The organism is Rhodococcus sp. 27YEA15, assembly GCF_049739425.1.
In the GTDB taxonomy this organism is placed as follows: Bacteria; Actinomycetota; Actinomycetes; order Mycobacteriales; family Mycobacteriaceae; genus Rhodococcus_F.
Genome location: NZ_JBMHHW010000001.1, coordinates 2,459,566 through 2,485,303, shown reverse-complemented (window position 1 = coordinate 2,485,303; position 25,738 = coordinate 2,459,566). Strand labels below are relative to the sequence as shown.

Annotated in this window: 26 protein-coding genes; 14 read left to right on the top strand and 12 right to left on the bottom strand. The window is 62.8% G+C overall.

The annotated features are described in order from the left end of the window. Window positions 1–44 precede the first annotated feature (44 nt). Window positions 45–1,532, top strand: a complete 1,488-nt coding sequence (gene rpsA, locus ABH922_RS11430; protein ID WP_424807032.1) for a 30S ribosomal protein S1 — start codon at window positions 45–47, stop codon at window positions 1,530–1,532. Between the two features lie 197 nt (window positions 1,533–1,729). Here rpsA and ABH922_RS11425 read toward each other — a convergent pair whose 3' ends face one another. Then, on the bottom strand, window positions 1,730–1,948 hold the full coding sequence (locus ABH922_RS11425) for a hypothetical protein (RefSeq protein WP_424807031.1): 219 nt from the start codon (window positions 1,946–1,948) through the stop codon (window positions 1,730–1,732). A 162-nt stretch (window positions 1,949–2,110) separates the two neighbouring features. On the opposite strand from ABH922_RS11425, the gene coaE reads away from it, so the two are divergent. Continuing rightward, the gene (gene coaE, locus ABH922_RS11420) at window positions 2,111–3,322 is read left to right on the top strand and encodes a dephospho-CoA kinase (protein ID WP_424807030.1); all 1,212 of its coding nucleotides are present in this window, start codon (window positions 2,111–2,113) and stop codon (window positions 3,320–3,322) included. A 3-nt stretch (window positions 3,323–3,325) separates the two neighbouring features. On the opposite strand, the gene ABH922_RS11415 is transcribed toward coaE, so the two are convergent. Beyond that, entirely contained in the window at window positions 3,326–3,844 is a 519-nt protein-coding gene (locus ABH922_RS11415; RefSeq protein ID WP_424807029.1) for a DUF402 domain-containing protein, read from the bottom strand. A gap of 86 nt (window positions 3,845–3,930) precedes the next feature. On the opposite strand from ABH922_RS11415, the gene uvrB reads away from it, so the two are divergent. From uvrB to ABH922_RS11400, 3 genes are all read left to right on the top strand, one after another. Next, complete coding sequence (uvrB, locus tag ABH922_RS11410; protein WP_424807028.1) at window positions 3,931–6,093, top strand: excinuclease ABC subunit UvrB; 2,163 nt, start codon at window positions 3,931–3,933, stop codon at window positions 6,091–6,093. Window positions 6,094–6,146: 53 nt separating this feature from the next. After that, window positions 6,147–7,022, top strand: a complete 876-nt coding sequence (locus ABH922_RS11405) for an SCO6745 family protein (RefSeq protein ID WP_424807027.1) — start codon at window positions 6,147–6,149, stop codon at window positions 7,020–7,022. A gap of 278 nt (window positions 7,023–7,300) precedes the next feature. After that, a complete protein-coding gene (locus tag ABH922_RS11400; protein WP_424807026.1) occupies window positions 7,301–7,753 on the top strand; it encodes a universal stress protein in 453 nt (150 codons plus the stop codon). Window positions 7,754–7,757: 4 nt separating this feature from the next. Here the strand turns inward: ABH922_RS11400 and ABH922_RS11395 are convergent, their stop codons facing one another. The 3 genes from ABH922_RS11395 to ABH922_RS11385 form a co-directional block, all read right to left on the bottom strand. Next, window positions 7,758–8,207 (bottom strand): DUF732 domain-containing protein, encoded by a 450-nt coding sequence (locus ABH922_RS11395; protein ID WP_424807025.1) that lies wholly within the window; start codon window positions 8,205–8,207, stop codon window positions 7,758–7,760. Window positions 8,208–8,275: 68 nt separating this feature from the next. Next, a complete protein-coding gene (locus ABH922_RS11390) occupies window positions 8,276–10,558 on the bottom strand; it encodes a HelD family protein (RefSeq protein ID WP_424807024.1) in 2,283 nt (760 codons plus the stop codon). 156 nt (window positions 10,559–10,714) lie between these two features. Then, a complete protein-coding gene (locus ABH922_RS11385; protein WP_424809637.1) occupies window positions 10,715–11,683 on the bottom strand; it encodes a DoxX family membrane protein in 969 nt (322 codons plus the stop codon). 723 nt (window positions 11,684–12,406) lie between these two features. Here ABH922_RS11385 and ABH922_RS11380 point away from each other — a divergent pair. After that, the gene (locus ABH922_RS11380) at window positions 12,407–12,658 is read left to right on the top strand and encodes a WhiB family transcriptional regulator (protein WP_424807023.1); all 252 of its coding nucleotides are present in this window, start codon (window positions 12,407–12,409) and stop codon (window positions 12,656–12,658) included. A gap of 10 nt (window positions 12,659–12,668) precedes the next feature. On the opposite strand, the gene ABH922_RS11375 is transcribed toward ABH922_RS11380, so the two are convergent. After that, the gene (locus ABH922_RS11375) at window positions 12,669–13,085 is read right to left on the bottom strand and encodes a nuclear transport factor 2 family protein (protein ID WP_424807022.1); all 417 of its coding nucleotides are present in this window, start codon (window positions 13,083–13,085) and stop codon (window positions 12,669–12,671) included. Window positions 13,086–13,207: 122 nt separating this feature from the next. Here ABH922_RS11375 and ABH922_RS11370 point away from each other — a divergent pair, with 122 nt between their 5' ends. Then, on the top strand, window positions 13,208–13,771 hold the full coding sequence (locus ABH922_RS11370; protein WP_424807021.1) for a PadR family transcriptional regulator: 564 nt from the start codon (window positions 13,208–13,210) through the stop codon (window positions 13,769–13,771). Between the two features lie 23 nt (window positions 13,772–13,794). On the opposite strand, the gene ABH922_RS11365 is transcribed toward ABH922_RS11370, so the two are convergent. From ABH922_RS11365 to ABH922_RS11355, 3 genes are all read right to left on the bottom strand, one after another. Next, window positions 13,795–14,691 (bottom strand): nucleoside hydrolase, encoded by an 897-nt coding sequence (locus ABH922_RS11365; RefSeq protein ID WP_424807020.1) that lies wholly within the window; start codon window positions 14,689–14,691, stop codon window positions 13,795–13,797. A gap of 341 nt (window positions 14,692–15,032) precedes the next feature. Further along, window positions 15,033–15,599, bottom strand: a complete 567-nt coding sequence (locus ABH922_RS11360; RefSeq protein WP_424807019.1) for a hypothetical protein — start codon at window positions 15,597–15,599, stop codon at window positions 15,033–15,035. 154 nt (window positions 15,600–15,753) lie between these two features. Continuing rightward, window positions 15,754–16,440 carry an MBL fold metallo-hydrolase gene (locus tag ABH922_RS11355; RefSeq protein ID WP_424807018.1) on the bottom strand — a complete coding sequence of 229 codons (687 nt, stop codon included), beginning with the start codon at window positions 16,438–16,440 and terminating at the stop codon, window positions 15,754–15,756. Window positions 16,441–16,612: 172 nt separating this feature from the next. On the opposite strand from ABH922_RS11355, the gene uvrA reads away from it, so the two are divergent. After that, on the top strand, window positions 16,613–19,588 hold the full coding sequence (uvrA, locus tag ABH922_RS11350) for an excinuclease ABC subunit UvrA (protein WP_424809636.1): 2,976 nt from the start codon (window positions 16,613–16,615) through the stop codon (window positions 19,586–19,588). A gap of 60 nt (window positions 19,589–19,648) precedes the next feature. Here uvrA and ABH922_RS11345 read toward each other — a convergent pair whose 3' ends face one another. Continuing rightward, entirely contained in the window at window positions 19,649–20,356 is a 708-nt protein-coding gene (locus ABH922_RS11345; RefSeq protein WP_424807017.1) for an alpha/beta fold hydrolase, read from the bottom strand. Window positions 20,357–20,441: 85 nt separating this feature from the next. Between ABH922_RS11345 and ABH922_RS11340 the strand changes: the two genes are divergently transcribed. Further along, complete coding sequence (locus ABH922_RS11340) at window positions 20,442–21,146, top strand: helix-turn-helix transcriptional regulator (protein ID WP_424807016.1); 705 nt, start codon at window positions 20,442–20,444, stop codon at window positions 21,144–21,146. Between the two features lie 6 nt (window positions 21,147–21,152). On the opposite strand, the gene ABH922_RS11335 is transcribed toward ABH922_RS11340, so the two are convergent. Next, complete coding sequence (locus ABH922_RS11335) at window positions 21,153–21,566, bottom strand: DUF1801 domain-containing protein (protein ID WP_424807015.1); 414 nt, start codon at window positions 21,564–21,566, stop codon at window positions 21,153–21,155. 7 nt (window positions 21,567–21,573) lie between these two features. Next, window positions 21,574–21,942 carry a DUF1844 domain-containing protein gene (locus ABH922_RS11330; RefSeq protein ID WP_424807014.1) on the bottom strand — a complete coding sequence of 123 codons (369 nt, stop codon included), beginning with the start codon at window positions 21,940–21,942 and terminating at the stop codon, window positions 21,574–21,576. Window positions 21,943–22,333: 391 nt separating this feature from the next. Between ABH922_RS11330 and infC the strand changes: the two genes are divergently transcribed. The 5 genes from infC to pheS all read left to right on the top strand — a co-directional run bounded on the left by infC (window position 22,334) and on the right by pheS (window position 25,680). Next, on the top strand, window positions 22,334–22,972 hold the full coding sequence (gene infC, locus ABH922_RS11325) for a translation initiation factor IF-3 (RefSeq protein ID WP_424809635.1): 639 nt from the start codon (window positions 22,334–22,336) through the stop codon (window positions 22,970–22,972). Window positions 22,973–23,014: 42 nt separating this feature from the next. Then, window positions 23,015–23,209, top strand: a complete 195-nt coding sequence (gene rpmI / locus ABH922_RS11320) for a 50S ribosomal protein L35 (protein WP_424807013.1) — start codon at window positions 23,015–23,017, stop codon at window positions 23,207–23,209. A 62-nt stretch (window positions 23,210–23,271) separates the two neighbouring features. Further along, the gene (rplT, locus tag ABH922_RS11315) at window positions 23,272–23,661 is read left to right on the top strand and encodes a 50S ribosomal protein L20 (protein WP_424807012.1); all 390 of its coding nucleotides are present in this window, start codon (window positions 23,272–23,274) and stop codon (window positions 23,659–23,661) included. Between the two features lie 23 nt (window positions 23,662–23,684). Continuing rightward, entirely contained in the window at window positions 23,685–24,488 is an 804-nt protein-coding gene (locus tag ABH922_RS11310) for a TrmH family RNA methyltransferase (protein ID WP_424807011.1), read from the top strand. A 121-nt stretch (window positions 24,489–24,609) separates the two neighbouring features. Then, entirely contained in the window at window positions 24,610–25,680 is a 1,071-nt protein-coding gene (gene pheS / locus ABH922_RS11305) for a phenylalanine--tRNA ligase subunit alpha (protein WP_424807010.1), read from the top strand. The last annotated feature ends 58 nt before the right edge of the window (window positions 25,681–25,738 follow it).

Genomic DNA, 25,738 nt, shown 5'->3' with positions numbered 1-25,738 from the left:
AAAGTCCATCAACCGACCACAACTCGTCCGGAGCAATTCAACATATGCCCTCCACAACCGTCACCTCGCCGCAGGTAGCCATTAACGACATCGGCTCCGCCGAGGACTTCCTCGCCGCCATCGACGCCACGATCAAGTACTTCAACGATGGTGACATCGTCGAAGGCACCATCGTCAAGGTCGACCGCGACGAGGTTCTGCTCGACATCGGTTACAAGACCGAAGGCGTCATCCCTTCTCGTGAGCTCTCCATCAAGCACGACGTCGATCCCAACGAGGTCGTCTCCGTGGGAGATGCGGTCGAGGCTCTCGTCCTCACCAAGGAGGACAAAGAAGGTCGACTGATCCTGTCGAAGAAGCGCGCTCAGTACGAGCGTGCCTGGGGCACCATCGAGGAGCTCAAGGAGAAGGACGAGGCCGTCAAGGGCACCGTCATCGAGGTCGTCAAGGGCGGCCTCATCCTTGACATCGGTCTTCGTGGCTTCCTCCCCGCGTCGCTCGTCGAGATGCGTCGTGTCCGCGACCTCCAGCCGTACGTCGGCAAGGAGATCGAGGCCAAGATCATCGAGCTCGACAAGAACCGCAACAACGTGGTCCTCTCGCGCCGTGCATGGCTCGAGCAGACCCAGTCCGAGGTTCGCAGCGAATTCCTGCACCAGCTCCAGAAGGGCCAGGTCCGCAAGGGCGTCGTGTCCTCCATCGTCAACTTCGGTGCATTCGTGGACCTGGGTGGCGTCGACGGTCTGGTTCACGTTTCCGAGCTGTCCTGGAAGCACATCGATCACCCCTCCGAGGTTGTCGAGGTCGGCACCGAGGTCACCGTCGAGGTTCTCGACGTCGACCTGGACCGCGAGCGTGTCTCCCTGTCGCTCAAGGCAACACAGGAAGACCCGTGGCGTCAGTTCGCCCGCACGCACGCCATCGGACAGATCGTGCCCGGCAAGGTCACGAAGCTGGTTCCGTTCGGTGCATTCGTGCGCGTCGAAGAGGGAATCGAAGGCCTCGTTCACATCTCGGAGCTGGCAGAACGCCACGTCGAGGTTCCGGACCAGGTTGTCGGCGTCGGCGACGATGCACTCGTCAAGGTCATCGACATCGACCTCGAGCGTCGTCGTATCTCCCTCTCGCTGAAGCAGGCCAACGAGGATTACAACGCCGAGTTCGATCCGTCCAAGTACGGCATGGCCGACTCGTACGACGAGCAGGGCAACTACATCTTCCCCGAGGGCTTCGATCCCGAGACCAACGAATGGCTCGAGGGCTTCGACAAGCAGCGTGAAGAGTGGGAGAACCGCTACGCCGAGGCTGAGCGTCGCCACAAGATGCACACCACTCAGATGGAGAAGACCGCTGCAGACGAGGCCGCTGAGGCTGCCACCGCTGCTGCCGGTTACTCCTCGGAGACCGCCACCGCTGACGACGCCGAGGATGCCGCTGTTGCCGGTTCCGCTCCGGCCGAGTCCGCCGGCGGATCGCTCGCCAGCGATGCGCAGCTTGCCGCACTTCGTGAGAAGCTGTCCGGCAACGCATAAGGGTCACCGCTTGATCTGCTCGAGCGAGATCTGACGAAGAACCCCGTCCCTGCATCCGCAGGGACGGGGTTCTTCGTCGTGTACGGGCCGAGTGTGCGTCGATACCGTCGCTGCCCTGCGATCGTCGAGCCGAACGAAAAGACCACCAGTCGTTGCGGACTGGTGGCCGAGAAGGTCGAGAGTGAGCCCCGAAGGATCTAAGCAGTCGTAGGCGCCGGTACCCAGTACGTCGCGGTGGCGTCGGCAGTGCGCTTGCGCATCGACGCGAAGCTGTGACGACCCTGGCTGACGAGCATGGTGATCCAGGTTCGTCGGTGTTCGGCGAGAGCCAGGGCAACTTCGGGGTATTCGACGCAATGGACGCCGTTCGGCATACCGAGGCGGTGCTGACCGTGATGGCCGCGATCTGCTCGCATGGCGTCCACTTTCTCGAGAGGGTGCGGGTGAAAAAAGCGTGTTCGCTAGAACATAACCGCACGTGAGGCGAAACTGTGTTATTTGAGTGACGAGTCGCCCGGCGTGTTCGATTCTTGGGAGTGTCGCCTCGTGTCCATCCGTCAAATGAGACACTGATCGGTGTGTTGAGAATCGGCCTCACCGGAGGCATCGGAGCAGGCAAGTCGACAGTGTCGAAAATTCTCGCGGAGCTGGGAGCGGTGATCGTCGACGCGGACGTGATCGCCCGTGAAGTTGTCGAGCCCGGCTCGCCCGGGCTCGCAGCCCTCGTCGATGCGTTCGGTGACGCGATTCTGTCCGAGGACGGGAGTCTCGACAGACCTGCGCTCGCTTCGATTGCTTTCGCCGACGACACCTCGCGCGCCACTCTGAACGCGATCGTGCATCCGCTCGTGGGTGCGAGGACCATGGAGCTGATATCGCAAGCTCCCGCGGATTCTATTCTGGTGCAAGATATCCCACTGTTGGTCGAGGGTTCGATGGCCCCGATGTTCAACCTGGTGGTCATCGTCTACGTCGACGCGCACGAGCGTGTGCGTCGACTGGTCGAACTACGGGGTATGCCGGAGTCGGACGCGCGTGCTCGTATCGCAGCGCAAGCCGACGATGATCAGCGGCGAGCAGTCGCGGATGTCTGGCTCGACAACAGCGGAGAACCCGGGGCGATCGACGACGCCGTACGCGAGCTCTGGCATACACGACTGGTTCCGTTCGAGGCGAACCTGCGATCGGGCACTGTGGCCAATCCTCGCCCGAAGGTCGTACCTGCCGATTCCGCCTGGCCGGTACAGGCCGAGCGGATCGTCAAGCGTCTTGCTCAGGCATGCGGGGATCGCGCGGTGCGTATCGATCACGTCGGATCGACAGCGGTGTCCGGGCTCGCGGCGCGTGATGTGATCGACGTGCAGATCACCGTGGCGAACCTCGAGGTGGCAGACGACCTCGCCGAAGCCCTGACATCCGCCGGGTTTCCTCGGGTCGCCGATGTGGTCTCGGATGCGCCCAAGCCGTCGTATCTCGGTGGTGAAACTGATCCGGCGGTGTGGGCCAAGCGCACCCACGGTGGTGCCGACCCGCTGCGGCCGGTCGACATCGATCTCCGAGTGGACGGCTGGCCGGGGCAGCAGTTCGCATTGTTGTTGCGCGACTGGCTCGCTGCGGACCCCGACGCCCGTGCCGAGTACGCCGAGGTGGGTGCGTCGGCGTCGAAGGCCGCGGCCGCTCTCGACGACGACGAGGCCAGGGCGACATACGCTGCCACGAAGGCGCCCTGGTTCGACACTGCGTTTCACCGAGCCTGGGAATGGGCCGGCCAGACCGGATGGACTCCCTGAGGCTCACCGCCAGGTGAGGTGCATTCCCAGGGACGCGAGCCAGGCAGTCGGGTCTTGACTGTGCGCGGCGATGCCTTCCATGGTTCGCATGGCGGTGTGAATCGCGCGGTCGGCGGTACCGGTGCCGATCACACCGGAGGCATGGGCGATCAGTAACTCGTCGACGTCCACAAGTTCGGTGCCGCGGCCGACGCGCACGATCAGATCGAGGTAGTGGTCCTCCGATCGCCAACGGTTCTCGCGGCGGGTGAACTCGCCGATGTCGACGTAGTAGTCCTGGTCGCGTTCGTTTCCGGGCGTGAAGTGGAATATGGAGATCCGTATTCCGAGTTCGGGAAGGATCCACGATTCCAGATAATCGAACTCCGGATGATCGGCGCGGCGTCCCATGTAGAGGCCCCACGGCTTCTCCAGGTACCGCTCGACCAGGCGAACGTGGCCCTTGGGATCGACGTTCGTACGAGCGTCGAGATCGAAGGTCTCTATTTTCGGTGGATGGATATGGGGGCGCGCATCGCTCATGGTGGTTGAACCTACCGGCGACGTCCCGGTTAAGTCGGATGTTCGGCGTCGCGCACTGTGTCGGTAGGTGCGCTTACTCTGGTTTCATGGCGTTTGCTTCCGAACATCCCGTGGTCGCCCATTCCGAATTTCGTCCGGTTGGTGACATAGAGCGGTCCGATGCGCGTTTCGAGGTGGTCAGCGAGTACGAGCCTGCCGGTGACCAACCCGCGGCCATCGCGGAGCTCGAACGGCGGATCAACGCCGGGGAGAAGGACGTGGTCCTGCTCGGCGCAACCGGAACCGGCAAGTCCGCCACCACCGCCTGGTTGATCGAACGCTTGCAGCGCCCGGCTCTGGTGATGGCACCCAACAAGACTCTCGCCGCGCAGTTGGCGAACGAACTACGAGAGATGCTCCCGAACAACGCGGTCGAGTATTTCGTCTCGTACTACGACTATTACCAGCCCGAGGCGTACATCGCGCAAACCGATACCTACATCGAGAAGGACTCGTCCGTCAACGACGATGTCGAGCGCTTGCGTCACTCGGCCACGTCCGGTTTGTTGTCGCGCCGCGACGTCGTGGTCGTCGCTTCGGTGTCGTGCATCTACGGTCTGGGTACTCCGCAGTCGTATCTCGACCGGTCGATTCAGCTCGACGTGGGCGTCGAGGTTCCTCGAGATGCGCTTCTGCGTCTGCTGGTCGACGTCCAGTACACCCGCAACGACATGTCGTTCACTCGCGGTTCGTTCCGAGTGCGGGGCGATACCGTCGAGATCATTCCGTCGTACGAGGAACTGGCTGTGCGGATCGAGTTCTTCGGGGACGAGATCGAGGCGCTCTACTATCTGCATCCGCTGACCGGTGACATCGTGCGGCAAGTCGACACGGTACGAATCTTCCCCGCCACGCACTATGTGGCCGGACCGGAGCGGATGGAACGCGCGGCGAGGGACATCGAGGCCGAACTCGAGGAGCGGCTGGCCGAACTCGAGGGCAAGGGCAAACTGCTGGAGGCGCAGCGTCTGCGGATGCGCACGCAGTACGACCTCGAGATGATCAAGCAAGTAGGGTTCTGCTCCGGCATCGAGAACTACTCCCGACACATCGACGGGCGCGGGGCCGGGACTGCTCCAGCTACGTTGATCGACTACTTTCCCGAAGACTTCCTGCTGGTGATCGACGAGTCACACGTGACCGTGCCGCAAATCGGTGCCATGTACGAAGGCGACATGTCGCGTAAGCGAAATCTGGTCGAATTCGGCTTCCGGCTCCCGTCGGCGACGGACAACAGACCCCTCACCTGGGAAGAATTCAGCCGGCGTATCGGCCAGACGGTGTATCTGTCTGCGACGCCGGGCAAGTACGAGTTGGGACAGGCCGGTGGCGAGTTCGTCGAGCAGGTGATCCGGCCCACCGGACTGGTAGACCCCGAGGTCATCGTCAAACCCACCAAGGGACAGATCGACGATCTCGTTCACGAGATCCGTGCGCGGGCCGATCGAGACGAACGAGTGCTGGTCACCACGTTGACCAAGAAGATGTCCGAGGACCTCACCGACTATCTCCTGGAACTGGGCATCCGCGTCCGGTACCTACATTCGGACATCGACACCCTGCGTCGAGTAGAGCTGTTACGCCAACTGCGGCTGGGAGAGTACGACGTTCTGATCGGAATCAACCTGCTGCGCGAGGGACTCGATCTCCCGGAGGTCTCCCTGGTCGCGATTCTCGACGCGGACAAGGAGGGTTTCCTTCGTAGTTCCACCAGCCTCATCCAGACCATCGGTCGTGCCGCTCGCAACGTGTCCGGCCAGGTGCACATGTACGCCGACAAGATCACCGATTCGATGGCGCGAGCGATCGAGGAGACCGAGCGTCGACGGGAGAAGCAGGTTGCTTACAACCTCGAGATGGGTGTAGATCCACAGCCGTTGCGCAAGAAGATCGCCGACATCCTCGATCAGGTGTACGAAGAAGCCGACGACACCGCAGAATCGGTGGACGTGGGCGGTTCGGGCCGCAATGCTTCGCGTGGGCGACGGGCGCAGGGCGAAGCGGGTCGGGCCGTCAGCGCCGGAGTGTACGAAGGCCGCGACACCAAGTCGATGCCGCGAGCCGAATTGGCGGATCTGGTCAAGCAGCTCACCGACCAGATGATGAATGCGGCCCGAGACTTGCAGTTCGAGCTCGCCGGTCGGTTGCGCGACGAGATCTCGGACTTGAAGAAGGAGTTGCGCGGTATGGATGCGGCGGGGCTTTCGTAGAACGTACGAGCACCCGTCCACCGGTTCGGGGGCAGCCCGCTACGGTTCACGATATGGATGCACAGACTGCAGGACGGGCCGGACGGTCTCTGGAATTACTTCACTCGCTGGGTTACTTCGTTCCCGAAACCGAGCACGAACTGGTGGCGGTGGGTCTCGAGCGTGGGCGGATGCTGTACTTCGCCGGCCGTAGCGCGCCGCTCGGTACTCCGCCTGCCTCGGTGGTGACGGCCACGTTCTACAATTTCAACCCCGAATTGATCGAGAGCGTCGTCCCGAGGGCGTGGGAGTTGGCGACGCCTCGGTCGATAGTCGAAGCCCGTTATCGTGCCATCGATGCGGCATACGTCCGGTTGCTCGGCCGTGACGTGATCGATTCCGCGGAGATGGCGGAAGCTGCCGAGCTAATTTCCATTGCAGCACAGAATATCCCCGGAGTGTCCGGAAGGCCCCTGTATGCGGCATGGGCGGCAGTGGATTGGCCGACGGCGCAGCACCTGGTCTTCTGGCACGCGCTGACACTTCTACGGGAATATCGCGGCGACGGCCACATCGCTGCGCTGGCTACGGCCGGTCTGGACGGATTGGACTCTCTCATCACTCACACCGCAACGGGGATCGGCTTCGAGGAAGATTTCGCCCGTAAGCGCCGAGGTTGGTCGGCTGAGCAGTGGAAAGACGGAGTCGCGAGCCTCGAGGATCGCGAACTCCTCGACCGGCGTACCGGAGCGTTGACGGAGGAAGGTCGGGAGCTCAGAGAGGTCGTCGAGGATTTGACGGATGAGCTGGCGTTCGCGCCGTGGGAGGCCCTCGGAGAGTCGGGAGTGGCGAGATTGACGGAATTGGCGGCGCCGTGGCGAACGTCTTTGCTCGAGCAGGAAGTATTTCCGGCCGCATTGTTCGGTCCGCGATTTGGAGAGGCTCGCTGAGTGGTCCACTCGAGTAGATGCTGAGTGGTCCACTCGAGTAGATGCTGAGTGGTCCACTCGAGTAGATGCTGAGTGGTCCACTCGAGTCGATGATGAATGTGACGTAGCATCACATTCATCATCTGCTTGTGTTCTCTGCTGCAATCGGCCCTACGTTCGCGGTTATCCCGATAACCTCAGCCAAGCGGTTGTCGGGTTGATTCGCCGAGCGAGGCGGATGCGGCACCTGCCTGGCTGTTCAGTACGTGTCCGCGCCGTCAATCACCACGGAGGAATGAATGAGTGCCTATCGGACTGTTGTCGTAGGAACCGATGGATCAGAGTCGTCCTTGAAAGCAGTCGATCGGGCTGCCGGTATCGCCGCAGACTCGGTGGCGCAGTTGGTTATCGCGTGCGCCTACTATCCGGCAGATCCCAAGGACGTCAGCGCTGCCGCTGATGCGTTGCGGGACGAGGGCTACCAGGTCACCGGCTCGGCGCCCACCTACGAGATTCTCCGGACGGCTCGCGAGCGTGCGCTGGTGCAAGGCGCCAAGGACATCGTGGAGCGGGCAATCGTCGGTGCGCCCGTGGAATCGTTACTTGCGCTGCTCGAAGAGGTCGACGGTGATCTGCTGGTAATCGGGAACCGTGGATTGAATACTCTCACCGGGCGTCTGCTCGGTTCGGTACCTTCTGACGCCGCGCGTAAGGCGACGTCGGATGTTCTGATCGTTCACACCGTTCGCTGACGTGTCAGCAGTACGCGGATCGAGCGGCGTCGACGAAAACCGACGCCGCTCGATCCGCATCGGTAGGAGCGGAGCCGGCCGCGGCGCCACCGCTGCCGGTGGGCGAGCGCTTGTTCGCCCCGTTGAGCGCCGCCGATCGTAGGTTGTCGGCGATCGTGTGGGGATCGGTGCCGACCGAAAGTTGTTGGCAGATACCGTCCCCGAGGGCATGAAGTGTGTCGTCGGACATCGCCGTCGACAGGCCGGCCGATTCTATGGCGGCGCGGTAGTGCCGGGCATCCGTCATTGCTCGATTCTCGTCGGGAACTTCTGCCGTGACCGAAGGGGTCATCGCGGCATCGATCGCCGGTTCCTGGCTCGGGGCCGAGCATGCGGCCGTGAAGGTCAACAGTGTGGCGGCCGCGCCCATGGCGGCCCAGCGCTTGCGTTGGGTCGATACTGACGTGCTGGGCATCTGAGAACCTACTTCCGGTCCGGGGTGGGATCATCGGCGACGCGATGTTCGGGCACTGTCGCCGCAGTTCAGCCGGCAGTGGCTGATTCCGCGGCGGCAACCCCGTCGAGTACATCCGGAAGCTCCCGAACGTGGACGATGCCCAGTCGTTGTGTGGCCCGGGTGAGTGCAACGTACAGATCGTTCATTCCCCGTGGAGATTCCTCGAGGATGTCGAGTGGCTCGACGATGAAGACGGTGTCGAACTCGAGTCCTTTGACGTCCTTGACCGACAGGACGCTGACTGATTCATCGGCAAGTGCGGCCAACTCGATTGCTACTCGAGTGCCCGCGACAACCGCCGTCAGTCCTGGTTGCGTGTTCTTCTCGAGACAACTACGGACGGTGTCCTCGAGGTCCTCGGCCGTGGTGTGCAGGGCCCATGGCGAGCTACCGCTTTCGCGCACCGATCGCGGAATGGACTGGTGCGGATCGATTTCCGCGAGAACCCGGTGAGCGATCGCCATGATTTCCGCGGGTGTGCGGTAGTTCACCGTCAGTTCGGTCAACTTCCACCGTTTGGCGACGTACGGCTCCAGAATCGTCTGCCACGACTGCGTTCCGGCGGGATCGCCGGTCTGCGCGGTATCGCCCACCAGTGTCATCCACCGGTTGGGGATTCGACGCATCAGCATGCGCCACGCCATCGTCGACAATTCCTGGGCCTCGTCGACGATGACGTGCCCGTAGGTCCAGGTTCGGTCGGACGCCGCCCGCTCGGCCGTGGTCTGCTGCAAGCCTTGTTCGTGGCGCGCCGCGAGTTGGCCGGCGTCGATGAGGTCGTATGCCATCAGGATCTCGGGATCGAGCTCGTCTTCGAGATCCTGCGGCGCGGAGCCGGTCAGGATATCGAGCGCGCCTTGGGCGTCGGCGATCTGTGCCCGCCATTGTCGTTGTGCGCGTTCGCGTTCGGCCGCATCGTCGACTCCGAGGATCTCGGCCAGCTCGTCGAGGAGGGGTGCGTCCGCAGCGCTGAATCCGGGGCCAGGGCCCCGCAACAGTTGTGCGCGTTCGTCGTCGTCGAGGTGCGGTGCGGCCGTGGCAAGTCGACTCGGTGACGTCCACAGTTCGGCGAGTACCTGCTGCGGGGAAAGTTCGGGCCACAACGCCGTGATGGTGGACATGATGTTCGAGTCCTCGCGCATCTCGTCGCGAATATCGGCGATGTCGTCGCGGCTGAGCAGAGACCCGCCGTCGAGCAGATTGCCGCCGATCAGTTCTGCCATCTGCTGCGCGAGAGCGTCGATGACCGCCGAGACGAATACCGGACGCGCGAGATTGTGTGGGCGTCGCGACGATCGGGCTCGGCCGCGAGCCTTCGTGACCGTTTTGCGATCGAGCGTCAGCTCGTAGGTGTCGAATCGAAGCACTATCGGCTTCGACGGTACTTCCTGTCGATCACGTACCGCGTTCTTGAGAACGTCGAGAATATCGAGTGAACCCTTGAGTTCACCGGCAGCGAGAGAATCGGTGCGGGTTGCGCGGACACCGGGATAGAGATCGCCGATCGTGGACAGCAATACCCCGGTCTCGCCGAGGCTGGGAAGAACCTGCCCGATGTAGTCCAGGAAAGTCGCGTTCGGCCCGATGATGAGAACGCCTGCCTTCGCCAACTGCTGGCGATACGTGTAGAGCAGATACGCAGCGCGGTGCAGGGCGACAGCCGTCTTGCCGGTTCCGGGGCCGCCCTGCACTACCAGGACGCTTTTGTGCTCCGAGCGGATGATCGCGTCCTGTTCGCTCTGAATGGTTTCGACGATGTCGTTCATCTGACCGGTACGTGCGGCGTTCAACGCGTCGAGTAGCGCACTTTCCCCTGCGACGCCGCCCGACTCGCTGACCACACCGGCAGCGCGGGCAGCATCCAGACTCAAGTACTCGTCGTTGATCCCGGTCACGGTTCGGCTGCGACTACGGATATGACGGCGACGCGTGACACCGTCCGGTGCGGCCGGGGTGGCCAGGTAGAACGGTCGCGCCATCGGTGCGCGCCAGTCGAGTAGCAGCGTCTCGTAGTCATTGTCGGAGTCGAGCAATCCCAGGCGCCCGACGTATCTACGCTCACCGTCGAAATCGATGCGGCCAAAGCACATCCCGTTCTCGGCCGCATCGTATTTGGCGAGATCTTCGGTGTACATCGCGTTGAAGGACTCTCTCTCACTCCTCGCCTGCGGTGTGCCGCCGGTTTCGAGAAGGACAGCACTCAAGCGGGTTTGTGCGTACTTCCGAAGATCGTCGAGGCGGGAGTACAGCATCGTCACGTACTGCTGCTCGAGCTCACGCTCGGTCTGTGACGGGTCCGCGTCGGGCAAGAGATCTCCTAGGGTTTGACGAGGGCACTCGTGCGGTTCGACGAGAGGCACTCGTGCGCTGCAAAAGCGCCATGACAGTCTAGGTCGCCCGGGAGGTATTCGTCATAAATACAGGTCAGGCCACCCGCAGGTGGCCTGACCTTGGTTGCGAGGTGTTCAGTTCGTCAATTCGTCGCGCTTGGCGCGGGCCTTCTTCAAGGCTACCTTTGCGCGTTTGCGGGCACGCCGGCCGAGAACCTCGGTTTGGTCGGACGCGGTCTCCGCCCACTCGTTGCTCTTGTCGAGAGCGCGTTCGGCCAGCTCGGAGCTGCGCTTGCTCGCCAACTCGGCCAGACCGGCGCCACGCTCTTTCGCGGTCTCCGCCAGTTCAGCTCCGCGATCTCGCGCCGTCTCGGCGAGTTCGATACCGCGCTTGTGCGCGAACTCGAGGATCTCGGGTCCGCGATCCTTGGTTGTCTCGCTCAACTCCGCCGCCCGCTTGCCGGCCAGCTCCGCCAAGCCCGCCCCGCGCTCCTTCGCGGTTTCGAGCCATTCGGCACCGTGCGTCTTGGCGGCATCGGCAAGCTCGGAACCTCGTTCCGAGGCGACGGCCAGGGCGTGTTCGACACGTTCGTTCGCCTGATCGGCTTGTGACGACGAGATCAGCGGCAGTGCCGAGGCGATCGAGGCCTGTGCCTTTCGCGCTGCGCGTCGGCCTCGCCACCCGAGTGAGGGTTTTCCTTCGGTGTCGACAGATGCGATGATCAGGCCGCCGAGCAGGCTGACGTTCTTGATGAAGTTGGTACGTTGCGCGGCTTTGAGGGCCGGATCGGTTTCATTCCAGAAATCGTGTCCTGCAAGTGTGGTCGGAACCAGGCTTCCCGCCAGGGCCAACGACGCCAGTCGTGGAGCTTTCCCACTGGCCAGCAGGAGACCGCCACTTACCTGGACGACGGCGTTGATCTTGACCAACGTCTCGGGGTCGGCGGGCAACTTCTGTGTCACGGTTCCGGGCAACACCTCGACGGACTTGTCGATCAGAGGTGTCGCCTTCACTGCTCGGTGAGCCGGGTTGCGAAGCGTGTCGATCCCCCCGACGATGAAGATGGTGGAAAGCAGTGGACGAGCAATTCGACGTACCAGCATATTGAAGCCTTCCTGATAGTTTCCCGAATCCACCCTAGCCATTCGGCGAGATCTCGGTGGGGAAGGAGCGTGTCCGGGCGTTGCGGCCTCCGTGCGAGCTGGATAAATGCCTTTACGCATGAATCGATCCGGTGACACACTCGAGCACGGCACAGACAGCTACGGTCAGGAAGGATTATGCGAATGCACACCAGCTCGCAGCTGAGCCATACGTGGCGGCCGGTGATCCAGTTTTCGGTTTCGGCTGCCGAAAAGCCCGGTAATACAGCCAGATCCCGCGTCGTCTGATGCCCCACTCGGGGCGTGTGCGCCCCGATGCCTTCGCCTTCATCTGGTGACATTCGGGATTTTCACGCCTCACGAACGCGTATTCGCACCCGAGGGAACGAGTTGTCGACTGTCATGGTCCCACCGATTCCAGTCACGTCACGGTCCTGGACTAACACCAGCGTGCGTGTGCTGAACGCGTCCTACGAGGATTCCGACGTCGTGCCGTCGGCGCGTGCCGTGATGTCGATAGCCGGCCGAACGTGCGGCGGTCCTGGTGGAGCACTCTCCGCGTTTTGCCGTCCGGTCCAGCATGTCCAATCGCGCTCCCCAGGACGATCCAGCTCGTCGATTACGTGCATTTCCGACAAGTGGCAACGTGCGATCCGGCGAGACCTGGCCCCGAATCGGTGAACAATCGTTCCGCGAATCATCTTGAAAGGAAACAAGAGTCCCATGACCGTTGCGTTGACACTCGCCGACCTTCTACCGGTGACCTTCGAAGTAGAGGACTGGGACGTGGCCGCCTGTCGGGGAGATGTGCACCCCGACCGTTGGTTTCCGGATCCAACGGAAGGATTCGACTACGCCTGGAGCATCTGCGTGAGTTGCCCCATCGCGGCCGCGTGTGGTGAATACGCGATCACTACTGGGCAGTCAGGGGTATGGGGAGGTCGAGAGTATCGGCGTGGCAAGGTGATTCGCTGACGACGTGCCGTCATGCCTGGGTGGCCTCCCGTTCGAACTGCGTCATTGCGTCAGCCTTGATCTGCTCGAACTGTTCGCCCATCCGTGCTGCGAGTGCCTGCGCTGCCGAGAGCGGGCGCACCATGACCGTGAACTCGTCGATCTTGCCGTCCTCGTCGAAATGGAGGAAATCGCAGCCGGTGAGCTTCTTTCCGTCCACTGTGGCTTCGAAGACGAACGCGTGATCGTGGCCGTCCACGTCGTTGATCTCGCGTACGTAGCGAAAGTCCTCGAAGACGCGGATGACTGCTCGCAGAATGGCACCTGTGATGGCTTTACCAGGGTACGGCGTGAACGCGACTGGGCTGGTGAACACGACGTTGTCGGCGAGCAGTGCGGTGATGGCGTCTTCGTCACGGTCTTCGACAGCTGCTCGGAAGGGGTGCATGTCTCGCCTTTCATAGTCAAATAATTGAATACTATTTCTCGAAACTAGCCTGTTGAATCGGAGTTGTCTATTTTCTAAAGGACAATAAGTTGATTATAGTGTGACGCTGTTATGCTGCCTGGATGGCGCTACGTAACGCAGTGTTGGCCGCGCTTCTCGAAGGTGCGGCGTCGGGTTACGACCTGGGCAAGGGCTTCGACGCCTCGGTGGCCAACTTCTGGATGGCAACCCCGCAGCAGTTGTACAAGGAACTCGAACGGATGGCCGCGGACGGGCTGATCGAGACGCGCGAAGTGCAGCAGGAGCGTCGTCCCAACAAACGCCTGCACTCGATCACCGAGGCCGGTCGGGAAGCCTTGCACACGTTCATCGCCGCACCCTCCAAACCGACTGCCATCCGCGACGAGATGATGGTGAAGGTGCAGGCCATGGATGCCGACGACGCCCCGGTGGTGCGGGCCGAGGCGGCTGAACATCTGGAGTGGTCGCACGCCAAACTCGCCCGCTACGAACGCCTTCGGAACCGCTTGCTGGACGGACGCAGTGAGCACGCCTATCTCGCGGAAGTCGAACGGGTCGGACCTTATCTGACCCTGTTGCGCGGCATCTCGTTCGAACAGGAAAACCAGCGCTGGGCCGAGTTCGTCCTGTCGGTCATCGACCGTAGAGCCACCGCTGAGATCTGACGCGACCGCGTACGCAGCCGTGATCACCGAGTGGCGGACCCGAGCAGTGCACGAACAGCGGCAGGATCGACGTCGGTTGCGATCTGGTGAGGTCCGGGGCCCACGGCGCGCAACACCGGACCACGTTCACCTGCAGTCACGCTCATCCGGCCGCTGACGGTGCACAGTCCGGCACCTGCGGCGTCGACAAGACACGCGGCGGCGACACCGTCGTGCGCCGGAACCTTCCAGCGGATCCTCGCGTCGTAGCCGAACAAATCGCCTCGACGGACCCCGTACGAGTGGTGGACACGACGCAGCACGCGACCGAACGCACTGTCGTCGAAGTCATTGTCCGCGAGAAGAACCGGGCGTGTGACATCCATGCCGACCCAGGTCACCGGCAGTGCGGAATCGGCAACTACCTGCGTTGCGCGAGGATTGTGTCCGGTGTTGGTGTCGCCGACCCCACGTAACCAGTCGTCGTCGGATCGGCCGTGCCCTGCCATGACGACAACTCGTCTCAGCAGGTGGGGGAGGTCCGGTTCCAGATCGAGGGCGGCAGCCAGATTGGTCAGTGGCCCGATGCACAGAATTTCGGCACAGTCTGCGTGTGTTCGGGCGAACTCGACAACGGCCTGAGCTGCGCCTGTCGGTCCGGCCCACCGAGGTCTGGGTGGTTCGGTTCCACCGAGACCGTCGAGTCCGTGCGCTTCGCCCCGCTGCCACGAGTCGTCCGGTTGCCTGCCCGCGACAACGGGCACGTGCCGCGAATCGGCGACTCGTAGTACGTATTCGGCATTGGCGGCGGCCTCGTCGGCGGTGCAGTTCCCCCATGTCGATGTCACCGCAACCAGGTTCACACCGGGATGTCGGGCAACGAGGCCAATAGCAAGCGCGTCGTCGACGCCACAGTCCGTGTCGACGAGGACTTGCCGCATGCACCCCACCCTGTCTCGATGTGATCGCTGCCGGTCATGCACATCCGAGGGCGCAGACCCGCCGTGTGCGTTTGTCGAACTGGCGAATCGTATCCCACCGGACGGCTGACTTTCAGGGCCCGACGTGGCACTCGTCGCGAGATCGTGTGTGTCCTGTGCGAGAGGGGTGCCCGGGTTTCAGGATCGGATCGCCGAGCGCGGTAGTGGCGATGTCGATTTGTGGAGCAACACTCGTAGGTAGTTGTATTTCGATGCCTGCCTCGGCGAGGGTGGTGTGCGCGTTGTGCAGATCACCAAGATGTCGGGCATTCGAGTGACTCGGAACGTCGGGGTGCCGCTGGTCAGTGTGCGGAGGTCAGAACACGCTCTGCCAGCCACCGATTGTGATAATTGGAGTAGTTGCAGGCGCTTTCGGCGATGAGTTGATCGGCAAGGACAGCCGCCGCCCGCTGCCAAGGCAGATCGTCCGGCAGCCCTGTGCCCGTGCCGGCGACCTCGGTGCACAGACTGATCGCACGGCCCTTGAACCTCGCATGCGGGGCCTCCTCGAAGCACACACGGTCCCCGAACTGCCGTTCCAATTCCACGAGTGAGCATCCCGATTCGGTTTCCACGGTGCGGCGATCGACGAAGATTTTGGCGAAGTAGCCGGTGACGACCTTGTGCTTCACCGTCGCGCACATGTACGCGCCCTCGACCGATCCGACGTTCACGGTGAACAGTCGCTGGTTCGATCTGGTCGAGGGCAGGCAGCTGATCGACCATCCGGTGCCAATGGTCTCCTGTGGATCAGTGATCGCTGCGTCGAGGTAGTCGCTCGCCACCCCGACGGTCAGTTCCAGGTCGTACAACTGTGTCAACCTCAGGTAGTTGTCTTCGGTGGCCGAGGGATACACACGGGAGGGCACGGCGATTCACCTTTCGATCAGGGTGCAGCAGGAGATGGTGGGAGTGTCGGAGGTCGTCTCTCGCGGTGGTGGTGGTGAACGGTGAGCTACCTCGATCGTGCGACATCAGGTCGTGGCACTCCTATCGCCGAGCGCCGAGGACGCCCGAGACGGGTTACCAGCCGCGTTCTCGCCACTCGGTAGTGTGTGGGCGCTCGGCACCGAGTGTCGTGTCCTTTCCATGGCCGGGGTATACCACGGCCGAATCGGAATACCGGCCGAACAGCTTGGTTTCCACGTCATCGAGGAGCGAGGTGAACTCGTCCGGCCCTGCGGTCTTGCCGACGCCGCCAGGGAACAGGGAGTCGCCGGTGAACAGGTGGGCTCGACCGTTCGGTTCGGTCAAGGCGAGTGCCACCGATCCGGGTGTGTGGCCTGAAAGGTGGATGACGTCGAGCGAGAGGCGTCCGACGGTGATCGTGTCGGCGTCTTCGAGGATCACATCGGGCGATACTGGGAGGGCGGCGGCGTCTAGTCGGTGAGCGGCTGTCGGTACCTTCGTGGCGGCGTGGACGTCCTGCAATGCCAGCCAGTGATCACCGTGCTGGTGGGTGGTGACGATCGAATCGATACCTGGAGCTTCCTGCTCGATCAGGGCGATGATCTTCTCGGCCTCGTTGGCGGCGTCGATCAACAGCGCCTTCTGCGTCGCGGAACATACGACGAGGTAGATGTTGTTGTCCATGGGGCCGACCGACATCTTGGTGATGGTCGCACCGTCCAGGGTTCGACGCTGTGGGGCTGAATCGGGGGAGAGCCGGCCGGTGTACGAGTCGTCGATCACGATGGGCTGATTCGTCATGAGACGCAGGTTACCTTCGAATAGGAGCAGGTAGAACGGGCGGCCCGGTTCTCGAATGAATCGTGTCGGTGGCTCGGCCTACGATGACGATCGGTCGAGGACTCGCATTTCTGCGATCGCCGGAACCTCTCTGGCGGGGGGCTTCGGAATATTGACGATGAAGGGACTTGGTGTGGCGGATCGCCTGATCGTGCGAGGTGCGCGTGAGCACAATCTGCGAGGGGTCGATCTCGATCTCCCGCGGGACAGCCTGATTGTCTTCACGGGGTTGTCGGGCTCGGGAAAATCCAGCCTCGCGTTCGATACGATCTTCGCCGAAGGACAGCGCCGTTACGTCGAATCGCTCTCGGCGTACGCACGCCAGTTCCTCGGCCAGATGGACAAACCCGATGTGGATTTCATCGAGGGCTTGTCGCCCGCTGTGTCGATCGACCAGAAGTCGACCAATCGCAACCCTCGATCCACGGTGGGGACCATCACCGAGGTGTACGACTACCTCCGTCTGCTGTATGCGCGTGCCGGGTCGGCGCACTGCCCGGCGTGCGGTGAAAAGATCGCCAGGCAGACCCCGCAGCAGATCGTCGATCAGGTTCTGGAGATGGAACAGGGGATCAAGTTCCAGGTTCTGGCTCCGGTGGTGCGTACCCGTAAGGGCGAGTTCGTCGATCTTTTCGATCAGCTCAATCTTCAGGGGTACTCGCGTGTGCGGGTTGACGGTGTCGTGCATTCTCTGGCCGATCCGCCGAAGCTCAAGAAGCAGGAAAAGCACGACATCGAGGTTGTCGTCGACCGCTTACAGGTCAAGTCCAGTTCCAAACAACGTCTGACGGACTCGGTGGAAACCGCACTTCGTCTGGCCGAGGGCATCGTGGTCCTCGATTTCGTCGACCGTGAAGAGAATGCCCCAGACCGCGAGCGTCGATTCTCCGAGAAGTTGGCCTGCCCCAACGGGCATGCGCTCGCCATCGACGATCTCGAACCGCGCTCGTTCTCCTTCAACTCGCCGTATGGTGCCTGCCCCGAGTGCACCGGTCTCGGTATTCGGAAGGAGGTCGATCCGGATCTCGTGGTCCCCGATCCCGATCTGAGTCTCGAGGACGGTGCGATCGCCCCGTGGTCGATGGGGCAGAGTTCGGAGTACTTCGGACGCCTGCTCTCCGGTCTGGGCAGCATCCTCGGCTTCGACATGAAGACGTCGTGGAACAAACTCCCGGCCAAGGCGCGCAAGGCGATTCTCGAAGGCAGTGACGAACAGGTCCACGTCCGCTACAAGAACCGCTACGGCCGAACCCGTTCGTACTACGCCGAATTCGAAGGCGTGATGCCGTTCCTGCATCGTCGGCTCGAGCAGACCGAGTCCGATCAGATGAAGGAACGCTACGACGGTTACATGCGTGACACCCCGTGCCCGGCCTGTGGTGGTGCCCGTCTTCGCCCCGAGATCTTGTCGGTCACCATTGCAGCGGGTGAATTCGGTAGCAAGTCCATCGCCGAAGTGTGCGAGCTGTCGATCTCCGACTGTGCCGATTTCCTGAACAGTCTCACTCTCGGATCGCGTGAAGAAGCAATCGCGGGCCAGGTTCTCAAAGAAGTTCAGGCACGTCTCGGATTCCTTCTCGATGTCGGACTCGAATATCTCTCACTCTCGCGCGCAGCCGGAACACTCTCCGGTGGCGAGGCTCAGCGCATTCGACTGGCAACACAGATCGGCTCCGGACTGGTCGGCGTTCTCTACGTTCTGGACGAGCCGTCCATCGGTTTGCATCAGCGCGACAATCGTCGGCTCATCGAAACGCTGACGCGCCTGCGCGATCTGGGTAACACCCTGATCGTCGTCGAGCACGACGAAGACACCATCCGTACCTCGGACTGGGTGGTGGACATCGGGCCGTACGCGGGCGAACACGGCGGAAAGGTCGTGCACAGCGGGCCCTACGAAGAGCTCCTGACGTGTGCGGAATCGCTGACCGGCGCATACCTGTCGGGTCGGAACTTCATCGAGGTACCCGAGATCAGACGGCCGGTCGATCGTAAGCGTCAGGTGACCGTTGTCGGTGCGCGAGAACACAATCTCGACGGGATCGACGTCAGCTTCCCGCTCGGTGTTCTCACCGCGGTGACCGGAGTGTCAGGGTCGGGCAAGTCGACGTTGGTCAACGACATTCTCGCAACCGTCATGGCGAACAAGCTCAACGGCGCGCGCCAGGTTCCGGGCAGGCACACTCGCATCAACGGGCTCGATCAACTCGACAAGCTCGTGCAGGTCGATCAGTCGCCGATCGGCCGTACCCCGCGTTCGAACGCCGCCACCTACACCGGAGTGTTCGACAAGATTCGCACGCTCTTCGCCGCGACCACCGAAGCCAAGGTGCGCGGCTACCAGCCGGGACGGTTCTCTTTCAACGTCAAAGGCGGACGCTGTGAAGCGTGCTCCGGTGACGGCACGCTCAAGATCGAGATGAACTTCCTACCCGACGTGTACGTGCCCTGCGAGGTATGTCACGGTGCGCGCTACAACCGCGAAACCCTCGAGGTTCACTACAAGGGCAAGTCCATTGCCGAGGTTCTCGACATGCCCATCGAAGAGGCGGCCGAGTTCTTCCAGCCGGTCACCTCGATTCACCGGTACCTGAAGACACTGGTGGACGTCGGGCTCGGGTATGTGCGACTGGGGCAGCCTGCTCCGACCCTGTCCGGTGGCGAGGCGCAGCGCGTGAAGCTTGCCGCCGAGTTGCAGAAGAGATCTACCGGACGCACCGTCTATATCTTGGACGAGCCCACGACGGGCCTGCATTTCGAGGACATCCGGAAACTGTTGATCGTGATCAACGGTTTGGTCGACAAGGGCAACAGTGTGATCGTCATCGAGCACAACCTCGACGTGATCAAGACCTCCGACTGGGTCGTGGACATGGGGCCCGAGGGCGGTTCGGGCGGCGGAACCGTGGTGGCACAAGGTACTCCGGAGGAGATTGCCGAGGTTCCGGAGAGCTACACCGGCAAGTTCCTCAGCGAAGTTCTCGCCGCTCATCACGACCGAGCGAAGGCGCCGGCTGTCACGAAGAAGCGAGCCACCAAAGCTGTTGCAGCCAAGGCGGTTGCAGCCAAGAAGGCGGCACCGCGTAAGAAGGCAGCTGCTGTTCGCTGACAGATGGATCGTCTGATCGAGGCCGAGCCGGGAGTCCCGGCTCGGCCTCACTCGTCCGACTCAGGCGTCGGCGGCGTCGAGAATGCAGGCGGCAAGGTCCTTCGGACGCGGCCACATCGGCCAGTGTCCTGTCGGGAGGTCGACGAACGTCGTCGGCAGCTTCGCGAACTCGACGCCGATCGGATGTCCGGCATCGGTCATCTGCGCGATCATCTCCAGGGAGAAGCTACTGCATATTGCGGTCGCCGGAACCGAGAAACGGCGCTCGTCTCTTAGCGCGACAGGTTCGCGGGCCGGACCGGCCGGCTCGGGTATTGCGCCGGCCCGAAACGCGGCGAGCATGTCGGCGTCCAGACCGTCGAGGCTGCTGCCCTCGGACTCCAATTGCGCCCATGTCGGCAGCGGAATCTCCGTCACGTCGTCGGCTAGATCCGGGCGAAGTGCCGCGCCGTCGGGCATCGGACCGGAATCGACGTACACGATCCGCGCTATCCGCTCCGGTATCCGATCGGTGACCGCATATCCCACCGGCCCGGCGCCGCTGTGCACCACCAGGACGGTCCGATCGCCCGACGCGTTCACGGCGTCGATCACTGCGCGTACGTGGGAGTCGAAGGTCACCGCAGAGCGATCCGCGTCGAGCGATTCCAGTCCGGGGAGCGTCAGGGCCGTCACCCGAACATCGGACCGCTGCAGGTGGGGGAGTACGGATTCCCAGGCCCAGGCGCCGAGCCAGAATCCGGGGACGAGGACGAGATGAGTTGTCATGAGCACACTGTGCCGCGGGTTCGGTGACAGCTGGGTGTCACCGTTGATGTCACTGTTCGGTCTCGAAACCTGAAACACTGGCAGCGTGGATCGAGCAGCGAGATTGCATGCACTTCTCGAAGAATTGCGCCGTCGCGGCGATCGCGGATCGACCTGTGCTCGCCTGGCGGAGGAGTTCGGGGTCACCACCCGTACGGTCAAGCGGGACGTCGAGACCCTGATGAGATCGGGGGCGGCGATCGAGGGCCGCTCCGGTCCCGGCGGCGGGTATCGCCTCGTTGGTCGGGCGACGGTGCCGCCGGTCAATTTCACGGTGGCACAAGCTGTTTCGATTGCGCTCGCGCTGACCGCGGCGATCGACGCGCCGTTCGCCGACGACGGGAGGGTGGCGTTGGCGAAGCTTCTGGACGTCATGGACGACGAGAGTCGGTCTCGGGTCGAGGAACTGCGTGGCAGAGTCTGGATTCACGACAAGCACGAGAGGGCGGTCGAATCCGGGGCGAATCGGCGTGCTCTGGAATACGGGCTCGAACATCATCTGGTGGTGTCGCTGCAGTACACGGATGGCGACGGTGCCGAGAGTGTGCGTTTGGTGGAGACCCACATCCTGGCCAAGAACGAAGACCATTGGTATGTGATCGGGTGGTGCCGCCAGCGGAACGGCGTGCGATGGTTTCGGCTGGATCGGGTGCGCCGCGCGACGCTCACCAGGGAGGTGTTCGAGCCGAGAGCGCTGACGGTTTTCGGGGAGCCGCCGTCGCGAGCGCGATCGGCGGCGCACGAGCGGTGAAGACCGCTACAGTTCGCGAGCGGCCTCGACCGATGCTTCGATCAGTTCACCGAGCACCTCGACGTCTACATCGCTCAGCCGCTTCACATACAGGCAGCCTTTACCGACCTTGTGCTTTCCGAGGCGTTCGAGGGTTTCGGCATGATCCGCGAAATCGAGTGACAGATAGAGTGTCAGCGCCGCCGCCCGCGGCGAGAATCCGATCAGCGCGGTGTCGCCTTCGTGTCCGCTGGCGTAGCGGTAGTGTCGCGAGCCGAAACCGACGATGCTCGTTCCCCACATCACCGCAGGTTCGCCGGTGACGGCGGACAGCATGGCGGTCAATGCCTCGCTGTCCGCGCGCTTGACCGGATCGGCGACTGTGGCGAAGAAGTCCGCAACGAGGGCACTGGTCGGACGCGTCTTGTTCGCCTCGGTCATGGTCGGCTCAGTACACCGGGCCGGTGAACTTCTCACCCGGTCCCTTGCCCGGCTCGTCGGGGTAGGCGGAGGCCTCACGGAAGGCGCGCTGCAATGCTTGGAGCCCTTCGCGGATAGGACCGGCATGGGGGCCGAGGTATTCGACGGACGCGGTGACCAGGCCGGCCAGCGCGGTGATGACGCGTCGCGCTTCGTCCAGGTCGAGGTAAGGGCTCGTAGCGGGATCCGCTTCGGACAGGCCGAGCTTCTCGGCGGCTGAGCTCATCAACATCACGGCGGCGCGGCTGATCACCTCGACCGCGGGAACCTCGGAGAGTTCGCGGACGTCCGGGTTCGCGTCGGCGGAGTTCTGGGCGGTCTCGAAGTTCTCACTCATGGGTGCAAGGATTCCATCACTGCCGAACAGCGCCGACGCCGGCCTGTCGCAGAGGGGACGATTGGTTCGATCTGCTCGATCCTGATACTCTTGTCGTAACGACCGCCTCCGACCTGTTCGGGGGCAGCAAGTGGAGTCCGACTCCCACCTCTGCGCGGCAGGTGAAACTGCAGTTCAGTGGTTCCGGTCACCTGGCACTCGAAGGATTCGTTCTTCGTCAGGTACCTCCGAGGTGGAGGTGGCGAATTCTCGGCGTGAGCTGGGTTTCGTGTGATCGGTCTACATCGGGCCCCGCGGATGAGAAATCATCACAGCGGGGCTTTTTTGTTGGGGCGCGGGCGTACGGGCTGCGTGCGGTCACGAAGACGCACCGTTCAACCTAGGAGGCCCCATCAGCACTGAGACCCGCATCAACGATCGTATCCGCGTCCCCGAGGTTCGCTTGGTCGGACCCGGCGGCGAGCAGGTAGGCATCGTGCGTGTTGAAGATGCACTCCGCTTGGCACTCGAAGCCGACCTCGACCTGGTCGAGGTAGCACCTGACGCACGTCCGCCGGTCTGCAAGATCATGGACTACGGCAAGTTCAAGTACGAGGCAGCGCAGAAAGCACGCGAGTCGCGTAAGAACCAGACGTTGACGGTCATCAAAGAGCAGAAGCTTCGGCCGAAGATCGACGCCCACGACTACGAGACCAAGAAGCGCAACGTTGTTCGCTTCCTCGAGGCCGGTTCCAAGGTCAAGGTCACGATCATGTTCCGCGGACGCGAGCAGTCACGTCCCGAGCTCGGCTACCGCCTTCTGCAGCGTCTGGGAGCAGACGTCGCAGATCTCGGCTTCGTCGAGACCTCGGCAAAGCAGGACGGCCGCAACATGACGATGGTCCTGGCCCCGCACAAGGGTGCCAAGACTCGTGTCAAGGCTCAGGAAAGCGCACAGGCACCGGTTGCTCAAGCCGCACCGAAGCCCGCTCCCGAAGCCCCCGCAGCACCGGCGGCAGTCGAAACCACGCCGGAAGCTCCGACCAGCTAGTCGATTTCCAGCACCTCCACGTAACACAGAACTGAGGACTCCATGCCCAAGATGAAGACCCACAGCGGCGCCTCGAAGCGATTCAAGGTGTCCGGTAGCGGAAAGATCCTGCGCCAGAAGGCCGGACGTCGCCACCTGCTCGAGCACAAGGCCAGCAAGGTCACTCGTCGTCTCGACGGTGTCGCGGTTGTCGCCAAGGCCGACACCCCGACCGTCAAGCGCCTGCTCGGCATCTGAGTCGCCCCCTTATTGACCATCCGGGGCCGTTTTTTCAGCCCCTAGATTGACAGGATTTTCACGTGGCACGCGTAAAGAGGGCGGTCAACGCCCAGAAGAAGCGTCGTTCAATTCTTGCTGCATCCAGCGGCTACCGTGGACAGCGTTCGCGCCTGTACACCAAGGCCAAGGAGCAGCAGCTCCACTCGCTCACCTACGCGTACCGCGACCGTCGTGCGCGCAAGGGTGACTTCCGTAAGCTGTGGATCACGCGTATCAACGCTGCAGCTCGCGCCAACGACATCACCTACAACCGCCTCATCCAGGGTCTTCGCCTGGCGGAGGTCGAGGTGGACCGCAAGATCCTGGCTGAGCTCGCCGTCTCCGACGCCGAGGCATTTGCCGGTCTGGTCGCACTTGCGAAGGCCGCACTGCCGGCTGATGTGAACGCTCCTGCCGGAGAAGCAGCCTGATTCACCAATCACAGCAACGGCCCGTGGACCCGCTCACCGAGCGGACTCCGCGGGTCGTTTCTGCTGTCAAGCTCCTGCGCACAGCAGAACGACGTAAAGCAGGACGATTCCTTGTCGAAGGTGAGAATTCCGTCGCGGAACTTCTCGGCGGCGGGGCCCGCTCCGTGCACGACCTCTTCTACACCGAGGACGCCGCAGAGCGATATCAGCATGTCATCGACCGGGCCCAGGCCGCGGGTGTGCGGACATCTCTGGTCACCGATCGTGCGGCCAAAGCGTTGAGTGACACCGTGACACCGCCCGGCCTGGTAGCCGTCAGCGACCTTCTCGATGTTTCGATGAACGATGCAGTTCGCTCCGGTACCCGACTCCTGGCGGTGCCCGTGGCGATCAAGGAACCGGGAAATGCCGGAACCGTGATCAGGATCGCCGACGCCGTCGGAGCCGACGCGACGATCCTTGCGGGCGAGAGCGTCGACCCCCACAACGGGAAAGTGGTCCGTTCGTCGGCCGGCAGTCTTTTCCATCTACCGGTCGTCCGCGAACGAGACACCGAATCGGTAGTCGAGCAGATCCGGGCAGCCGGTATCCAGATCCTGGCCACCGCAGCGGACGGCGAGGTCGATCTGGACAATGCCGATCAGTTGTTGGGCAAGCCGACGGCCTGGTTGTTCGGCAACGAGGCGCACGGACTTGATCCGGCGATCGCCGCGAAAGCCGATCACCGAGTTCGGATCCCGATTCACGGCCGCGCGGAGAGTCTGAACCTCGCCACCGCTGCCGCGATCTGTCTGTACGCCAGCGCACGAGTGCAGAATCGGTCCTGACCGCGCGCACCCGAGACCTCGGGGAATTCCGATTGCGGAAACCTGAGACAATACAAGAGCAGCAACAGAGCTCGAATGCAGTTAGAGAAGCAAACCGAGAAGCGACAGGAGCGTCACAGCCGTGGCCAATAATGAGGGCGCGACACCGCCGGACGTCGACGCGAGTGTACTCACCGAAGAGGCGCTGACAGCCGCAGCCGAGAGCGCTGAGAAAGCGCTCACCGGCGCTGACGATCTGGACGCGTTGGCGCTCGTCAAAGTCGAGCACCTGGGTGACAAGTCCCCGATCGCCCTCGCGCGCCGCGGTCTCGGCAAACTCCCGGGTAAGGAGAAGGCCGAAGCCGGCAAGCGGGTCAACATCTTCCGGACCCGGATCAACTCCGCGTACGACGCCCGCCGTGAGGTTCTTCTCGCGGAGCGGGACGCTGCTGTGCTGGTGGCCGAGACCATCGACGTGACATTGCCGTCGGATCGCCGCCCCGTAGGCGCGCGCCACCCCATCAGCCTGATTTCCGAGCAGGTCGCCGACGTGTTCGTAGCGATGGGTTGGGAGGTTGCGGAGGGCCCGGAGGTGGAAACCGAACACTTCAACTTCGATGCGCTGAACTTCCTGCCCGACCATCCGGCACGCACCATGCAGGACACCTTCCACGTGGCGCCCGAGAATTCGCGGCAGGTGCTGCGTACGCATACTTCTCCCGTTCAGGTTCGCACCATGCTCGCGCGTGAGGTGCCGATCTACGTGGTGTGCCCCGGTCGCACGTTCCGCACGGACGAGCTCGACGCGACCCATACCCCGGTCTTCTCGCAGGTCGAAGGTCTGGCCGTCGACAAGGGCCTGACCATGGCGAATCTTCGTGGCACTCTCGACGCGTTCGCTCGCGCTCTGTTCGGGCCGGAGACTCGTACGCGTATGCGCCCCAACTACTTTCCGTTCACCGAACCGTCGGCCGAGGTCGACGTCTGGTTCCCGAACAAGAAGGGTGGGGCGGGCTGGGTCGAGTGGGGCGGCTGCGGCATGGTCAACCCGAAGGTCCTGCGCGCCAGTGGAATCGATCCTGAGGTGTACTCGGGATTCGCGTTCGGCATGGGCCTCGAGCGCACCCTGCAATTCCGCAATGGCATCCCGGACATGCGCGACATCGTCGAAGGTGACGTGCGGTTCACGCTGCCCTTCGGTGTTGCAGGCTGACCGGTCCCGGTACGCGGACAAATCGATTACGGACTTATCGACAAACGAGAGAGCTGAG

Bases quoted from the DNA above. Each gene is read 5' to 3' on its own strand.
- ABH922_RS11335 (WP_424807015.1), bottom strand. From the start codon at position 21,566: ATGACCGAGGCGAACAAGACGCGTCCGACCAGTGCCCTCGTTGCGGAC.
- ABH922_RS11370 (WP_424807021.1), top strand. From the start codon at position 13,208: ATGGCGCTACGTAACGCAGTGTTGGCCGCGCTTCTCGAAGGTGCGGCG.
- ABH922_RS11355 (WP_424807018.1), bottom strand. From the start codon at position 16,440: ATGACGAATCAGCCCATCGTGATCGACGACTCGTACACCGGCCGGCTC.
- ABH922_RS11400 (WP_424807026.1), top strand. From the start codon at position 7,301: ATGAGTGCCTATCGGACTGTTGTCGTAGGAACCGATGGATCAGAGTCG.
- ABH922_RS11365 (WP_424807020.1), bottom strand. From the start codon at position 14,691: ATGCGGCAAGTCCTCGTCGACACGGACTGTGGCGTCGACGACGCGCTT.
- ABH922_RS11425 (WP_424807031.1), bottom strand. From the start codon at position 1,948: ATGCGAGCAGATCGCGGCCATCACGGTCAGCACCGCCTCGGTATGCCG.
- ABH922_RS11375 (WP_424807022.1), bottom strand. From the start codon at position 13,085: ATGCACCCCTTCCGAGCAGCTGTCGAAGACCGTGACGAAGACGCCATC.
- ABH922_RS11385 (WP_424809637.1), bottom strand. From the start codon at position 11,683: ATGCTGGTACGTCGAATTGCTCGTCCACTGCTTTCCACCATCTTCATC.
- ABH922_RS11395 (WP_424807025.1), bottom strand. From the start codon at position 8,207: ATGCCCAGCACGTCAGTATCGACCCAACGCAAGCGCTGGGCCGCCATG.
- ABH922_RS11330 (WP_424807014.1), bottom strand. From the start codon at position 21,942: ATGAGTGAGAACTTCGAGACCGCCCAGAACTCCGCCGACGCGAACCCG.
- ABH922_RS11380 (WP_424807023.1), top strand. From the start codon at position 12,407: ATGACCGTTGCGTTGACACTCGCCGACCTTCTACCGGTGACCTTCGAA.
- ABH922_RS11415 (WP_424807029.1), bottom strand. From the start codon at position 3,844: ATGAGCGATGCGCGCCCCCATATCCATCCACCGAAAATAGAGACCTTC.
- ABH922_RS11405 (WP_424807027.1), top strand. From the start codon at position 6,147: ATGGATGCACAGACTGCAGGACGGGCCGGACGGTCTCTGGAATTACTT.
- rpmI (WP_424807013.1), top strand. From the start codon at position 23,015: ATGCCCAAGATGAAGACCCACAGCGGCGCCTCGAAGCGATTCAAGGTG.
- uvrB (WP_424807028.1), top strand. From the start codon at position 3,931: ATGGCGTTTGCTTCCGAACATCCCGTGGTCGCCCATTCCGAATTTCGT.
- rpsA (WP_424807032.1), top strand. From the start codon at position 45: ATGCCCTCCACAACCGTCACCTCGCCGCAGGTAGCCATTAACGACATC.
- ABH922_RS11345 (WP_424807017.1), bottom strand. From the start codon at position 20,356: ATGACAACTCATCTCGTCCTCGTCCCCGGATTCTGGCTCGGCGCCTGG.